Origin of the sequence: Haloarcula laminariae, assembly GCF_025457605.1 — an archaeon.
GTDB classification, from domain to species: Archaea; Halobacteriota; Halobacteria; order Halobacteriales; family Haloarculaceae; genus Haloarcula; species Haloarcula laminariae.
Genome location: NZ_JAMZFY010000001.1, coordinates 1,014,714 through 1,028,480 on the forward strand (window position 1 = coordinate 1,014,714; position 13,767 = coordinate 1,028,480).

Annotated in this window: 11 protein-coding genes; 6 read left to right on the forward strand and 5 right to left on the reverse strand. The window is 70.5% G+C overall.

Annotated elements, in window-relative coordinates:
- Positions 1-234: 234 nt before the first annotated feature.
- A complete protein-coding gene (locus NJQ98_RS05375; RefSeq protein ID WP_262176605.1) occupies positions 235-804 on the forward strand; it encodes a metal-dependent hydrolase in 570 nt (189 codons plus the stop codon).
- A 15-nt stretch (positions 805-819) separates the two neighbouring features.
- Here the strand turns inward: NJQ98_RS05375 and NJQ98_RS05380 are convergent, their stop codons facing one another.
- The gene (locus NJQ98_RS05380; RefSeq protein ID WP_262176608.1) at positions 820-2,091 is read right to left on the reverse strand and encodes a glycosyltransferase family 4 protein; all 1,272 of its coding nucleotides are present in this window, start codon (positions 2,089-2,091) and stop codon (positions 820-822) included.
- 244 nt (positions 2,092-2,335) lie between these two features.
- Between NJQ98_RS05380 and NJQ98_RS05385 the strand changes: the two genes are divergently transcribed.
- On the forward strand, positions 2,336-3,589 hold the full coding sequence (locus tag NJQ98_RS05385; RefSeq protein ID WP_262176611.1) for a polysaccharide pyruvyl transferase family protein: 1,254 nt from the start codon (positions 2,336-2,338) through the stop codon (positions 3,587-3,589).
- Positions 3,590-3,871: 282 nt separating this feature from the next.
- On the opposite strand, the gene NJQ98_RS05390 is transcribed toward NJQ98_RS05385, so the two are convergent.
- The 3 genes from NJQ98_RS05390 to NJQ98_RS05400 form a co-directional block, all read right to left on the reverse strand.
- Positions 3,872-5,656 (reverse strand): hypothetical protein, encoded by a 1,785-nt coding sequence (locus tag NJQ98_RS05390; protein WP_262176613.1) that lies wholly within the window; start codon positions 5,654-5,656, stop codon positions 3,872-3,874.
- The gene (locus tag NJQ98_RS05395; RefSeq protein ID WP_262176614.1) at positions 5,657-6,601 is read right to left on the reverse strand and encodes a DUF1616 domain-containing protein; all 945 of its coding nucleotides are present in this window, start codon (positions 6,599-6,601) and stop codon (positions 5,657-5,659) included. It lies immediately after the preceding gene.
- A gap of 121 nt (positions 6,602-6,722) precedes the next feature.
- Entirely contained in the window at positions 6,723-8,615 is a 1,893-nt protein-coding gene (locus NJQ98_RS05400; protein WP_262176616.1) for an alginate lyase family protein, read from the reverse strand.
- Positions 8,616-8,939: 324 nt separating this feature from the next.
- Here NJQ98_RS05400 and NJQ98_RS05405 point away from each other — a divergent pair, with 324 nt between their 5' ends.
- Complete coding sequence (locus NJQ98_RS05405; protein ID WP_262176618.1) at positions 8,940-9,350, forward strand: DUF8044 family membrane protein; 411 nt, start codon at positions 8,940-8,942, stop codon at positions 9,348-9,350.
- A 130-nt stretch (positions 9,351-9,480) separates the two neighbouring features.
- Positions 9,481-10,401, forward strand: a complete 921-nt coding sequence (locus NJQ98_RS05410; RefSeq protein WP_262176621.1) for a glycosyltransferase — start codon at positions 9,481-9,483, stop codon at positions 10,399-10,401.
- A 13-nt stretch (positions 10,402-10,414) separates the two neighbouring features.
- Here NJQ98_RS05410 and NJQ98_RS05415 read toward each other — a convergent pair whose 3' ends face one another.
- Positions 10,415-11,506 carry a glycosyltransferase family 4 protein gene (locus tag NJQ98_RS05415; RefSeq protein ID WP_262176623.1) on the reverse strand — a complete coding sequence of 364 codons (1,092 nt, stop codon included), beginning with the start codon at positions 11,504-11,506 and terminating at the stop codon, positions 10,415-10,417.
- Positions 11,507-11,804: 298 nt separating this feature from the next.
- On the opposite strand from NJQ98_RS05415, the gene NJQ98_RS05420 reads away from it, so the two are divergent.
- On the forward strand, positions 11,805-12,968 hold the full coding sequence (locus tag NJQ98_RS05420; RefSeq protein ID WP_262176624.1) for a glycosyltransferase: 1,164 nt from the start codon (positions 11,805-11,807) through the stop codon (positions 12,966-12,968).
- Between the two features lie 157 nt (positions 12,969-13,125).
- Positions 13,126-13,758 carry a PIG-L deacetylase family protein gene (locus tag NJQ98_RS05425; protein WP_262176626.1) on the forward strand — a complete coding sequence of 211 codons (633 nt, stop codon included), beginning with the start codon at positions 13,126-13,128 and terminating at the stop codon, positions 13,756-13,758.
- Positions 13,759-13,767 lie beyond the last annotated feature (9 nt).

Sequence of the window (13,767 nt, forward strand, 5' to 3'; positions counted from 1 at the left end):
GGTTCGTCCAGGTGGGGTATGAGTAACCACCCGCTAACTCGCTCGCCCGACCCGCCGAGGTCGGAACCCCGACCCCGCCCGCTCGACCCGCCGCTGTCTCCCCTCTCGGCGGCCGGTTCCGGACAGCGTAACAAACCGTCCGCGTCCGCACCCCACGTTCATGCCCTGCCAGCCGCCCCGGACCGCCCCCCGAACCGCCGCACCGACCACCGGGTGTCGAAAGGAGGGACGCTGATGTGGCCGTGGACGCATCTCGCGTTCGGTTATCTGCTCGTCTCGCTCCTGTGGCGGCTGCGTTCCCACCGGGTCGACGGCGCGGTCGCCGTCGCTACGGCCCTCGGGACGCAGTTCCCCGACCTCGTCGACAAACCACTGGCGTGGGGCCTCGGGGTCCTGCCCGCCGGGCGGAGCCTGGCCCACTCGCTGGTGACCGCCGTGACGGTGTCGGCCGTCGTGCTCGCCGTGGGTGCCCGGGGTGACCGCCACGACCTGGCGCTGGCGTTCGTCGTGGGCTACGGAAGCCACCTCGCCGGCGACGTCATCCCGAAGCTCCCGATAGACGACTTCGACTCGCTGACCTTCCTCCTGTGGCCGCTCCTCCCGCTCCCGGAGTACGAGGGGGCCGAGCCGGTGGTGGCGAACGTCTCGGAGGTGCTCGCCGCGCCGACGGCGTCCCTGCTTTCGAGCCCCGGCCGGCTGGCGCTGGTCGCGCTCGTCGTCGCCGTCTGGTGGGCCGACGGGTTCCCGGGCGTGGCGGGGGTCGGCCGCTATCTGGCGGGCGACGCAAAAGTCGGCCCCGACTGAGCCACACACCAACAGTCAGGACTGCACCGCCGAGCGCTGGGGCGGCGTCTCCGCCCCGTCCGCGCCGACGAGTCCGGACAGCAGGCTGTCGAGGCGGTCGGCGATGCCCGCGCGGTCGTACTGCTCGACCACGTGTTCGCGCCCGGCCGCACCCAGCTGTCGCCGGTGGTCGGGTGCGGCGAGCATCGTATCGAGCGCTTCGGCGATGGCGTCCGGGTCGACCTCGGCGTGGCGGCCGCCGCCGGAGGCGTCGACGAACCGCCGCACTTCGCCGCGCCCGGTGACCACGACCGGGACCCCGCAGGCGAGATATTCGTAGGCTTTCGTCGGCATCGCGTAGGCCAACTCGGCGGTGTCCTTAATCGGTGCCAGCCCGACGGCGGCGTCGTTGATGTGGGTCGGCACGGCCTCGCGGTCGACCAGCCCGACGAACTCCACCCGGTCACCCAGGTCGAGCCGCTCGGTCAGCTCCTCCAGGCGGGAGCGCTCGTCGCCGTCGCCGACGAACCGCAGGACGGCGTCGTGGTCGAGTTCGTCCATCGCGCGGATGCACGGTTCGAGGGGCTGTGCGCTGCCGAGGTTGCCGGTGTAGACGACGACCGACCGTTCGCCGCCGTCCCGCACTGCGTCGCCGCTGTCCGCCCGCGGCGCGAACCAGTCGGTGTCGACGCCGTTGGGGATGTGCCGAACCCGGTCGCCCAGGCTCTGGCCGTACGTGTCGGCGACGGCGCTCCCGAGCGATTCGGTCGTGACCGTGATGCGGTCGGCCGTCCGCAAGGCGAGCCCCTGGAACCGGCGGCTCGCCCGGACCAGCGGGCTGTCGGCCTCGACGTACCCGAGGGCCACGGAGTTGTCTATCCAGAGGTCCCGCACGTCGACGACCCAGGGCGTCCCCAGCGCGGCGGCCACGAGCCCCGGGAGCCCGGTCGTGATGGGCGGGGTCGACGTGAGCACCGCGTCGGTCGAGCGGTGGTGCCAGACGAGCCAGAGGGCGGCATGGAGCGCAAACAGCAGGTAGTACGGGAGCCGGCGGGCGAGCCCGGGGTTCTCGACCTGTGGCTGCCAGGACCACAGGCGGCGGACTTCGACGCCGTCTACGTGTTCGGTCTCGCTGCGCGCCCAGCTCCGCTCGAAGTTCCCCGGCGGGTACGTCGTCGGCGGCGCCAGCACGGTCACGCGCGCGCCGTCGGCGACGTTGACCGCGAGGTCCCGGATTCGCGAGGCGTTCCCGCCTTTCTCCGGGGGGTAGCGCTGGGAGACGAAGACGTAGCTGTTCCGGTCAGCCATCGTCCCCCGGTCCCCCCTCGCCGTCACCCGTTGCGCACGACGCCGTCCTCGGGCGCTCGGTCGCGGATATACGTCCCATGTGACGCCGAAACGGACCGCCGATAGCCACGTTAGTATGCGTTCTATACGCCGTGTCGGCCCGGTCGCTGTCGGGCGGGCGACCGGTCGATAGACTGGCCGTCGACCCGTCCACACTCCGTTACCGATTGGCTACTAAACTGGCTGGAATCGGAACTCCACTACGATGGACCTGGATTCACTGACGCTGGCCTACGCCTACGGCTGTCGCAACGCCGGGGACTTCGCGATAAACGAGGGGTCGCTCGCGCTGCTGTCACGGGCCTGTCCCGAGGCCGACGTGACCGCCGTCTCACGGTTCGCGTCGGCGTCGCCGGAGTATCAACGGATGGCCGACCGACTCGATACGCTTGCGGAGGGGGCACTGGTCGGCGGCCCGATAACCTACGACCCGGAGCGACAGTCCCGGCCGGCGCAACTCGCCGCGCTGGCGCGCAACGGCCTCCAGTACGGCGTCGACCTGGCCGGCGTCGCCGAGGGCCGGTCGGCCCACTCGGCGCTGTACGAGCGGATAACCGACGGGGACGCGTTGTTGTTCAACGGCGGCAACGCCATCCACTACTCGCCGAGCCACGGGAACCTCCCGTACCTGCTCGCGATGCTGTACCCGCTTCAGGTCGCTCGCCGCAACGACGTTCCCTACGGCCTGTTGCCACAGACGACGTTCGGGCTGGCGGGCCTCCCGAAGCGGCTGGTCCGGTCGCTCCTGGCGGACGCCGAGTTCGTCATGACGCGGGACGCCATCACGTTCGACTACCTCTCGGAGTTTGGCCTCCCGACGCAACTCATCAACGGTGTCGACACCGCCTTCCTCAACGGGACCCCCGAACCGAGCGCCCCCTCGGACGGCGGCCCGGCCCGCATCGCCGCAGTGCCCCGGTTCTCGACGCTGGGCGATACCGGGGAGCTGGACGAGGCCGGCGAGCGGATGGAGGAAACCTTCCTGACGTATCTGGAGCGGCTGGTCGAATCGGGCCACGAGGTCACGCTGACGATACAGACCGAGATAGACGAGGCGTGGGCCGCCCGGCACCGCGACCGGCTCGACGACATCGGCGTCGGCTACGTCGAGAGCTACGACCCCGATGCGCTCCGGGACCACTACGCCGGGATGGACCTGCTCGTGACGATGCGTCTGCACGCGGCCATCTTCGCCCTCTCGGTCGGGACGCCCACTATCGGCGTCTACCGGCGCGAGTGGGGGCCGAAGACGCCCGGCACGTTCCGCACGCTCGACATCGCCGAGTACGCGATGCCGTGGGACGAGGCGACCGCCGAGGCGCTTACGTCGACGACCGAGGACGCGCTGGACGAGGGCGCGGCGCTGTCACGGCACGTCGCTGACAACGTGGCGATGCGCAGCGAGGCGCTAGTAAGTGACCTGCGGACCGCGCTCGCGACCGCCGACGGGTTCGCGTAAACTCCGACGCCCGGAGCCCGCCTGCCGACGCTCCGGCCGGACCGCTCCCGGATATCGAGCGTTCACACGTTAGGGTTCTCCCGTAGCTCGCACTCCGAGAGGAGGTTCGAGTGGGACGCGTTGTCGACCACCGACTCGCGACGCGTGCCAGCTCAGCAAATGACCCCTTCCGCAGTTCGGGACTCGCGTCGAGAAACAAGAAGTAGTGCCTGTCGTCATCGCCCTATCCGAACGACAGGGGGGACGCCGTCCAGCGCGCCGTCGGCGCTCACCGAGAGCCCCTCAGCCGGTCGCGTTCACGCGGTAGACGTCGTACTCGCCGTTGTCGTACACCGACGACACCGTGGGGTCCCGTTCCAGGCGGTCGAAGTCGGACTGCTCGTACTTCCAGAACTCCCGGTAATCGGGGTAGACGCTCCCGTAGAAGGTGCGCCCGGCCGCCGTCAACACGAGGTACTTGTCGCTCCCGTAGCTGGCCCCGAGCGTGTCGTTGCCGGTGTAGCCGAAGTGGCGGGGTATCCGGTCGGTACCGCTGGTCACCACCTGACCGTCCGCGTACGTCTCCCGGCCGTAGATGGCGTCCCGGAACCGGTGGGTCTCGGTGCCGAACTCGGCGAGGCCGTCCCCGGCGTCGCGGTTCTCGATGTACCACCCTGACCCAGACAGCTCCGCCTCGGTGACCTGCTGGTTCTGGCCGACCGTCAGCGGCGAGATGTACAGCCCCATCGTGCTGGTCGCTACCAGCACCGCGACGGTGACGTACAACAGCCCGTAGACGGCCGTCCGGGTCCCCGTCCGCTCGGCCAGGAAGTAGACGAACGAACCGGCGAGCACCGCGCCGAACAGCTCCGCGTACACCAGCGGGCGGCCGAAACCGACGAGCAGGTCGACGAGGAAAAACAGCGCCGAGAGCGCGGTAAAGAGGCCGAGCGAGCCGACGAACGTCGACCGGAAGACGGTACCGCTCGTCCGCGAGCGAAGCGTCGCGACGAGGACGGCGAGCGCATAGCACCCCCCGAGCGTGAGCAGTATCGCCGACTCGCCGTATCTGAGCGCGGCGATGCGGCCGATGTCGACCATCGACGGGCTGTACTGGGCCACCGTCTCGCTGTACGAGGCGGCCGAGGACCCCGAGCCCCCGGGGGCCGCGAGCGTCTCGAAGACGATACCGAACCGCTTGACGATCTTGGGGAAGTCCAGATACCACACCGCGAAGACGGCGACGACGAGCTGTGAGACCGGCGTCGCGCCCACCGGCCCGGTCACCGGCTCGGCGCTCGCCAGGACGCCGCGGGCGTGCAGGAACCGAGCGGTCCCGTAGACCACGAGGAACAGCACCAGAAACAGGACGGTGATCGGGTGGTAGATGACCAGCCCGAACAGCGCGAGGCCCAGCGCGGCGCGGACCCCGACGGCCTGTGTCCGCCGTTCCATGACGAACAGGTAGAGGACGAACGGGACCAGCAGGACGCTGAACACGTACGGGACCGACTGGGCGGCGACCAGCGCCGCGGCGAAGGGGACCGAAAGCAGCGCCCGACGGCGGTCGAAGACGGCGTTGACGAGCGCCACGAACGAGAGCACGCTGAACAGCGACCCGATGCCCGCCAGCGACATCAGCATCGTTCCCGGTTCGAGCCCGGTGGCGTACGCCAGGCTCAGTACCAGCAGGTGGCTGTTCGGGTAGATGTTCCCGGGACTGACCCGGCCCGTCCGCTGGATGTCCCTGAGGAACCCGACGTGTGAGAGCACGTCCGCCCGGCCGAACATGGCGTACCCGCGGAAGTACGGCAGGAAGACGAGCACGCCGACGACGGCCACGACGAGCAGGAGGCCGAACCGCCAGTCGTCCGTCCCCGACCGGGCGCTCCGGACGACGACAACGTTTCCGACGAGCAGGGCGGCGACGGCGAGCGCCCAGAAGTACCACGGGTAGGCGCCGTAGATGGAAGGCTCGTAGCCGGCGGCTTCGGGCGTCGTCGCGAGGACGGCCGTGAGTGCGAAGAGGAGCGCGAACCCACCCGCGGCGAGCCACCGGTCGCCGGCCCCGTCGCTCGTGAGCCCCATCTACGCGCCACCCCCGCTGGACTCGACGGTAATCCAGATGTGGACCGACCGGTAGGCGCCGTCGATTCTGGGGTTGTCCCCGGTCGAGCCTTTATACAGGAGCAGCGTCAGCCGGAGCCGTTCGCCGGCGGCCGAGGTGGGCGGCGAGACGCGGAGCCCGGTCCCGTTGACGGCGCCGGCCCGGAGCTGGGTCTCGTAGCGGTCCTCCCGCCAACGCGCGGTCACGGTCCGCTCGCCGTCGACGGTGTCGACGCGGTGGAACTCGACCAAGACGGTGTACTCCGCCGATTGGCCCTCCCGGTTCTCGATACCGACGTACAGCGGCGCGGTCTCGATGGGGGCGAGCGACTCGGGGTAGTCGTCGGCGACGAGCTCGCCCGTCTCGTCGTCCGCAGTCATGAGATAGAACTCGGTGTAGCGCTGGCCCCCGTCGGTCGTCGCGAGGGCCGTCCCGGCGGCGGCCACCGACAGGACGAACAACACCCCGATGACGGCCGTCGCCGGCCCCGTGTTCGTGAGTCCGGCGAGGGAGTCCCCCACCGGGAGCCGGTAACGCTCCGCCGGCGGGACCTGCAGCCGCCGGACGGCGGCCACGGCCGCCGCGACCAGCACGAACCACACCAGCGTCAGGACGACCGACCAGGCGGTGATGCCCCAGCGCGTGTAGTTCAGGAACAGGGCGAGCAACGGCACCGTGACGATGCTCAGCCCGACGGTGAAGACGACCCGTTCGAGCCCCGAGAGCGTCACTCGGCCGCCCGCCTCGGTCGACGCCCGGCGGGGGAACAGCGCCGCAGTCAGCGCGTAGCCCGGCCCCAGGAGGACGAACGCGCCGCCCACCAAGACGCGGGCCGGACCCAGCGGGTTCCCCTGGCGCCGCCAGACCGCGTACGTTATCAGCGCGATGCCACAGACGACGGCGAGGTCGAGGAGTGTCGATACCACTCTGGTCCCCCAACTTCGGCCACGAGCCATTGGGTGTTCCCACCCCGGAGAGGGGCATAAGAAAACGCCGCCTACCGCTTGATTCCGAGCTTGTTACCAACTCCCCACCGGCCCGGCTCCGCTACTTCGATGGCGGGAGCGAGCGGTACCCGTCGTCGACTGAGAGCCCGGCCACGCTGGTCCCGTCGTGGTCGACAGCGACCGACCGGGGGGTCCCGGTCGAAAGGAGGAAGCCGAACTGCACCGCGCTCCCCTCGGACTGCAGGGACAGCTTCGGTCGGCTCTCGGCCCGGCCGAAGGCCGGGAAGTACCGGCTCGTCGAGACGGTCGCCCGCTCGGCGCCAAGCGGGACCACCGACGCCGCCGGCCCGCCGTCCCCGCTGAGGCGAAATCGGGGCTGTCCGCCGTCGTCGACGTGGTCGAGGTCGACCTCCGGGGCGACGTGGAGCCGGCTCGTCACCGTCGCCGCCTCGTCGGCGTCGACCGTGTCCCAGACCAGCCACCAGTCGTCGGCGTGGTAGACGCGGCGCCGGTGGGTGTACCGGGGCGTCGCGTCGCGGCCGTAGCGGCCGTCGAACAGGTCGACCCCGTCGCGCTCGGTCGCCGTGGCCGACGGCTCGACCCGCCGGCCCAGCAGGTAGCTCCCGCCCACCGGCATCGGCTCGGTGTCGCCGTACTGGACGGTGTTGTGGGCGGCGACGCTGCGGGCGTACTCGCGATCGTTCGTCGGCGCGTAGCTGGGCGTCCCGGTGTCGGTCAACAGGCGCTGTCCGTCGGCCCAGAACGCCACCGAGAGCGCGTCGTTGTGCGTGTGGCCCGGTAGATGGGCCGGCCCGGGCCGGCCCCCGTCGATTAGCAGCCGGTCGTCGCCGTCGCCGAGCCAGTAGTAGCCCGACGCGGGCAGCGACGTGCCGGCCGCCGCCGTCGCGTCCACGCCGACGGCGTCGGCGTAGCGGAGCACGGCGGGCAGCGGCGGCGCCTCGCCGAACACCGCGTCGTTCAGCAGCGGAATCCGGCCGTCGGGCGGGGCCAGCCGCCGGAGGAACTCCGTGGCCGCGACCGCCACCTCGCGGAGTTCGTCCGGGACCGACCGGCCGGCCCGGCGCAGCAGGTCCACGGCGGTCAGATACCGCACGAGCGCGATGCTGTGGTACATCGGGCTGCGCTCGAAGTGGCCGCCGTCGTCGAGGAACTGGTCGCTGGCCGCCCGGAGCACGTCGACGCCCTGCCGGCGCCACGCCTCCCCCTCGCCGTCGAACAGGGTGCCCGCCATCACCAGCGCGGCGCCGTTCTCTATCAGGTGGTTGCCGCCCACGTCGTGTTCGACGTGGTTTGCGAGGAAGGCGGCGTTCCGGTAGACCAGTCTGGCGGCGAGCGCCTGGACGGCCGTGTCGTCGCGGACCCACGCGCAAAAGCGGGCGAGGTTGAGGACGCGAAGCGAGACAGCGTGGGGCGTCCAGGCGCGGCGGAGATAGCCCGGCGCGCCGATAGCCGTCGCATCGGCGTCGTCCCAGTCGGCGAGCCAGTCGGCGAGCGTCTCGGCGACGGCCGGACACGCCGCCGGCCCGTCGTAGCCCAGCGTCGCCCACGACAGGAACTCGAAGCCGTGGAACTGCAGCGCCCACATCGCCGGCGGCTCCAGGACCGCCTCGTCGAGCCAGCCGACGCCGTCGTCGCCGGCGACCCGGACCGACCGCTCCAACAGCGTCACCGTTCCGGTCGCGGCCTCGTCGGCCCGCTCGCGGTGGGCCTCGCGGGCCGCCGCGCCGAGACACCGGCGGAGCGTCGTCGTGTTGCCCCGGATACCCTCGGGCCGTATCGCCAGCCCGCTGGGGACCTGCCGATCGTACCACTGGTCGGCGTCGACCGGCAGCGACGGGACGATGAGCTGCCGGAGCGTCCGGTCGGCGACGCCCAGGAGCTGTTCTGTCTCCATGTTCCGGACGGTCTCGTACAGCAGCGGCGCGGTCTCCGTGTCCGTGAGCTGTGCGAGCCGGGACTGTCCCTCGCTCATCGCGCGGGGCCCCCGCTCCGGCCGGTTCGGTCCGCCGCTACGCGCGTGATTCCACCCGGTCGCTCCGTCTGCCCGCCGTTGACTGGCGCTCGCGGCCGAGCGGGCGACGGAGCGGCGACATACAGTTCACCCATGCTCGGTGGGATACACGGACCGGTAGTTTGTTACGCCGCTCCTGAACCGGTCGGCACGCCCCCGCCCGCCGGTTTGCGGGCGACAGGGGCCGGCCCCGGCGCTGTGCGTAGTCCGCAACTAACTGAGTACCGGCCACGCGAGGTGCCAGGCCATGGGAGAGATAGCGGATTCGACGGGAGTGGGTCACCGGTGAGCGCAGTCAGCTACGTGACGGGGCTCCTGGCACGCTGTATCGCGGCCGCCCGGTCGGCGACCGGCGGCACGGCCAGCGGCGACGGCCAGTCCGCGTCCGACGGCCGGTTCGCCACGCACAGCTCGGGCGGCGACCGCGACGGGGGCGGCCCGACGCGGTTGCTCTGCGGGCAGGCCCTCTGGATGGGCGTCACGCTCTGGCTGCTGTTCGCCCTGTCCTTGCTGTCCGAACACCTGTACTTCCTGGTGTCGTTCATCGGCCTGCTGTGTAACCGGGTGGTGTTCGCCCCGCGGGACGGCCCTGCGCGGTGGTGGCGCGCGCTCAACGTGGTCACGTGGCTCTGTTTCGGGGTGCTGTCGTACATTCTCTACCTCCGTATCAGGACCAGCGTGCCCGCGCTGGCGTAGCCGTCGCATACTTACGGGGTCCGGATGGCCGTATACAGCCGATGGGGACCACGTCTCGACCCCGGTCACCGGGGTCACGGACGGTGAGTGAGCGGACCGAGCGCCGACGCCGAAAGCGGGGGTCCGGTCCGTGACCGAGCCGCTCGTCACGGCCGTCGTCACGACATACGACCGGCCCGACAACCTCCGGGAGGCCGTCGAGAGCGTCCGCGAACAGACCTACGACCCGGTCGAACTGGTCGTCGTGGACGACCACTCGCCCACGCCGGCCAGAGACGTCCTGGCCGACGTTGACCTGGGTTCGCTTGCCGCCCACCGCGTGGTCCGCCACGAGCGGAACCGCGGGGCCAACGCCGCCCGGAACACCGGCATCGACGCGGCCCGGGGCGAGTACGTCGCCTTCCTCGACGACGACGACTACTGGCTCCCCAAGAAGCTCGCCCGGCAGGTCCACGCCATCGAGGCCGGGGACTGCGGCGTCGCCTACTGCGGTATCAGACGGGTCCTGCCCGACGCGGAGCGCATCGAAATCCCCGACGCCGTCGACGACGACATGACGAAGGCCCTGCTCTGTGCGAACGTGGTCGGTTCGATGTCCGTCGCGCTGGTCGAGACCGCCGTCGCCGAGCGGGTCCCGCTGGACGAGCGCTTCCCCTGTTGGGCCGACCTGGAGTGGTTCGTGAACCTCTCGCGGGAGACGGATTTCACCCGAGTCCCGGAACCGCTGGTCGCCTACAACTGCGACTCGCCGGGCCGGCTGACCGAGGACTTCGAAAAGACCGAGCGGGGGTACGAGCTGTTCGTCGCGGAGTTCGAGCCCCTGGCCGCCCGCTACGGCGACCGCTTCCGCCGGAAGTTCCGGGCCTGGGCGGCGTTCCGGGCCGGCAAGAGCGCCGTCCACGCCGGCCGGTACGACCGCGCGCGGGAACTGCTGTCCGGCGCCGTCCGGGACTATCCGTACGAGCCGCAGTTCGCGACGTATCTCCTGGCGGCCCTCGGGGGCGAGCGGACCCACGAACTCGGGCGGCGGGTCCGGGCTCTCGGAAGCTGACCGCCCCGCCCGCTCACTGCATCGGCTGTGCGGCCCGGGACCGCTCGACGGTCGGCGCCGGCAGGTCCCAGCCGCTCTCGTCGAGATGCTCGACGATGCCGGCGGTGACCCGCTCGACGCTGTACTGACGACCGGTTTCACGGGCCCCGTTCTGCAGCTCGGACAAGAGCGCCGGGTCGGCGGCGAGCTCCCTGATGTGGCCCGAAAGCGCCGCCACGTCGTGGGGGGCAAACAGTCGCCCGTCGACGCCGTCGGTCACGATGTCGGCGTTGAAGTTCCAGTCCGTCGCCAGCACGGGACAGCCGGCGGCGAAGGCCTCGACCAGCGCGCCCGGGAACCCCTCTCCGTCGTACACCGTCGGGAACACGAACGCGTCGGCGTCCTGCAGGGTCGGGATGACGTCCTCGTTGGGGAGCTTGCCGTGGAACCGAGCGCCGGGGAGCCGGCTACACCGGTCGAGGAAGCGCTCCTCGTAGGGGTCACCGGGGAGGAAGTGGCCGTAGATGTCGAGCACCACGTCGGCCCCGGCGTCGCTGGCCCGCTCGTACGCCGAAAGCAGGTCGTCGATTCCTTTCGACTCCTTGAGGCGGCCCACGTAGGCCAGTCTGAGCGGGCCGGCGGACCGCTTTGCCCCCGGCGACTCCGGTAGCGGCCGGAGGTTCGGCACCGTCCGGACCTGCACCGAGTCGTCGAGCAGTCCCCGGAGGTCCCGGCTCAGCGCGTCGGTCTGCGGGTAGACGCCGTCGAACGCCGAAAGGGTCCGCAGGTAGAACCGCCGGACGGGCCTCGGTAGCGCGCGCAGCTCGTCGGCGAACTCCCCGCCCGCCGGGAACAGCGCCCCGTGGACGCCCGGGGACCGGAGTTTCGCCGCCAGCAGCGGCGCCACGCCCAGGCGGACCTTCGTCGACGCGCTCAGGATGTACGCGTCGTACGACAGCGTGTTCGCCAGCAACTCGGCCACCGTCCGCGGACGGGTTTCGAGCGTGTTCACCCACGTGACATCGAGCCCGTGGCCCTCCAGGCCGGCCTGGATGTACCTGTTTTTCAGCCCCGGCCCGGTGATGGGCGGCGACCGCGGCCCGATGGCGAGTACCTCCCCGGTCATCGTCTCACGCCGGGCTTGTGACCCGGTCCGGCCCGTCCAGCGAGCGTCGTCGACCCCCGTTCGTCGGCGAATGGATGCGACATGCCAGTCGGTCCGCCGCCGCCGACCTTTGTTACGCACGTATATACCGTTCGGCCGTCTCCGCCTGCGTGGTCTCCGAGCGGCCGGCCGCGGGGTTAGTAGCTGGGTAACTTTCACCGCACGGACGCCGAGTCCCCGGTATGCACACGAACGTCCCGGGACACCGGCGCCGGCGGAGCCCGTCCCCGGCCGAACGCTTGCAGGGGGTCGGCGGCCGATGAGCGGCACGACAGAAACAGCGGGGCCGGTCACCGCTGACCCGGCCCCCGACCGACACGTCGCCTTCTTCACGCCCGCGCCGGATTTCGGGGGCGCACAGCGGGTGACGGTCAACATCGCCAACAGCCTCGCGTCCCGCGGCCACGACGTCGACCTCGTCGCGGGCGACCTGGAGGGCGAGTTCGTCTCGCTCATCGGCGACGCGGTCGACACCGTCGAGCTGCGCGTCCCCGAGGTGCCGGCCGCGGGTATCCTCGCCGCGGTCCCGCGGCTGGTGTCGTACCTCGACGAGTGCCGGCCCGACGTACTGTTTGCCAGTCGGACCCACACCAACCTCGCAGCCGTCGCCGCGGGTCGGCTGACCGACGCGGACGTCCACGTGGCGGTCACGGAACACAGCCCCTTCACCCACCTACCCACGCGGAAAGACCGGCTCACGGCGGCGATTGCGGCCCGCGTCTACCCGTACGCCGACGACGTCATCGGCGTCTCCGAGGGCGTCGCCGGGACGGTGGTCGAACACACCGGCCTGGACCCGGCGGGGACGACGGTGCTCAACAACCCCGTCGACATCGAGGCCATCCGGTCGGGAGCCGAGGAACCGGCCGACCACGAGTGGTTGCACGACCCGGAGTTAGAGCCCATCGTCGCCGTCGGCCGGCTGAAGGAATCGAAGGACTTCGGGACGCTGCTGCGGGCGTTCGCGACGGTCCACGAGCGCCGCCCTGCCACGCGGCTCGTCATCGTCGGCAAGGGGACCGCACGCGACCGCCTGGAGGGCCTGGCCGAGGAACTCGGCGTCGCTGACTCGGTGGCGTTCACCGGCTACACCGACAACCCCTACGCGTACATGGCGCGGTCTGCCGTGTTCGCCATGCCATCGAAAGTCGAAGGGCTCCCGACGGTGCTCATCGAGGCTCTCGTGTGTGGCTGCTCCATCGTCTCGACGGACTGCCAGTACGGGCCGCGGGAGATTCTCGAAGACGGCCGGTACGGGCGGCTCACGCCGGTCGGCGACGCCGAGCGGATGGCCGATTCGATTTGCGACGCGCTCGCGGACCCGACGCCGCCCGAGCGGTGCCGCGAGCGCGCCCGTCACTTCTCGATGACCGCCGGCGCCGACAGATACGAGTCGTACATCCACGCCGCCGCCGGCGACTGAGTCGCGCTCGAACGCAGCTGAACGGGGCGCTTCACCGACGGACATCGCGGCGTCGGAGTGATACCCAACCGGTGACCGGATTAGAGCGCCCGAAGACGACGTGTTACCGTCCCTAGAAGAACGCTAACAAAGCGGATTCAATCAACAGTCACAGCCGATGAAAGTAGCTGCTATCGGGGCACATCCCGATGACATCGAGATCGGGGCCGGCGCCTCGATCGCCGTGCATCGGAACCGCGGCGACGCCGTCCGGTTCATCATCCTGACGAAAGGCGGGAAGGTCGCCGAGCGCGACCAGCGCCGCGCCGAGGCCGAACGAGCGGCGGAGATACTGAACGTCGACGACGTCCACTTTCTGGACTACGAGGACACGAAGGTCCCGTACAACCAGTCGACGGTCGACGAACTGGAGGCCAAGCTCGCGGACATCGACCCGGACCGGGTGTACATTCACGCCGAGGAGGACACCCACCAGGACCACCGGCGGGCGGCGAAGGCCTCCATCACGGCGTCCAGAGACGTCAATCAGGTCCTCGCCTTCGAGGCGCCCTCGACGCGGTCCTCCTTCGCGCCCCAGTACTACAACTCGGTCCCGGAGGCAGTCATCGAGGGGAAGATAGAGGCCATCCGCTCACACAAGTCCCAGCAGGAGAAGAAGTACCTCGAAGCGGAGGCGATGAAGGGGCTGGCGCGGTTCCGGGGGCGCCAGGCGAACTCGACGTACGCCGAGGCGTTCCAGGTCATCCGCATCAACAACATGTACAAGTCAAACTTCAAGGACATGCCCTGACAGCGGCCA

Excerpts from the sequence above, each read along its gene's own strand:
- NJQ98_RS05375 (WP_262176605.1), top strand. The coding sequence starts at position 235 with ATGTGGCCGTGGACGCATCTCGCGTTCGGTTATCTGCTCGTCTCGCTC.
- NJQ98_RS05380 (WP_262176608.1), bottom strand. The coding sequence starts at position 2,091 with ATGGCTGACCGGAACAGCTACGTCTTCGTCTCCCAGCGCTACCCCCCG.
- NJQ98_RS05385 (WP_262176611.1), top strand. The coding sequence starts at position 2,336 with ATGGACCTGGATTCACTGACGCTGGCCTACGCCTACGGCTGTCGCAAC.
- NJQ98_RS05390 (WP_262176613.1), bottom strand. The coding sequence starts at position 5,656 with ATGGGGCTCACGAGCGACGGGGCCGGCGACCGGTGGCTCGCCGCGGGT.
- NJQ98_RS05400 (WP_262176616.1), bottom strand. The coding sequence starts at position 8,615 with ATGAGCGAGGGACAGTCCCGGCTCGCACAGCTCACGGACACGGAGACC.
- NJQ98_RS05415 (WP_262176623.1), bottom strand. The coding sequence starts at position 11,506 with ATGACCGGGGAGGTACTCGCCATCGGGCCGCGGTCGCCGCCCATCACC.
- NJQ98_RS05420 (WP_262176624.1), top strand. The coding sequence starts at position 11,805 with ATGAGCGGCACGACAGAAACAGCGGGGCCGGTCACCGCTGACCCGGCC.
- NJQ98_RS05425 (WP_262176626.1), top strand. The coding sequence starts at position 13,126 with ATGAAAGTAGCTGCTATCGGGGCACATCCCGATGACATCGAGATCGGG.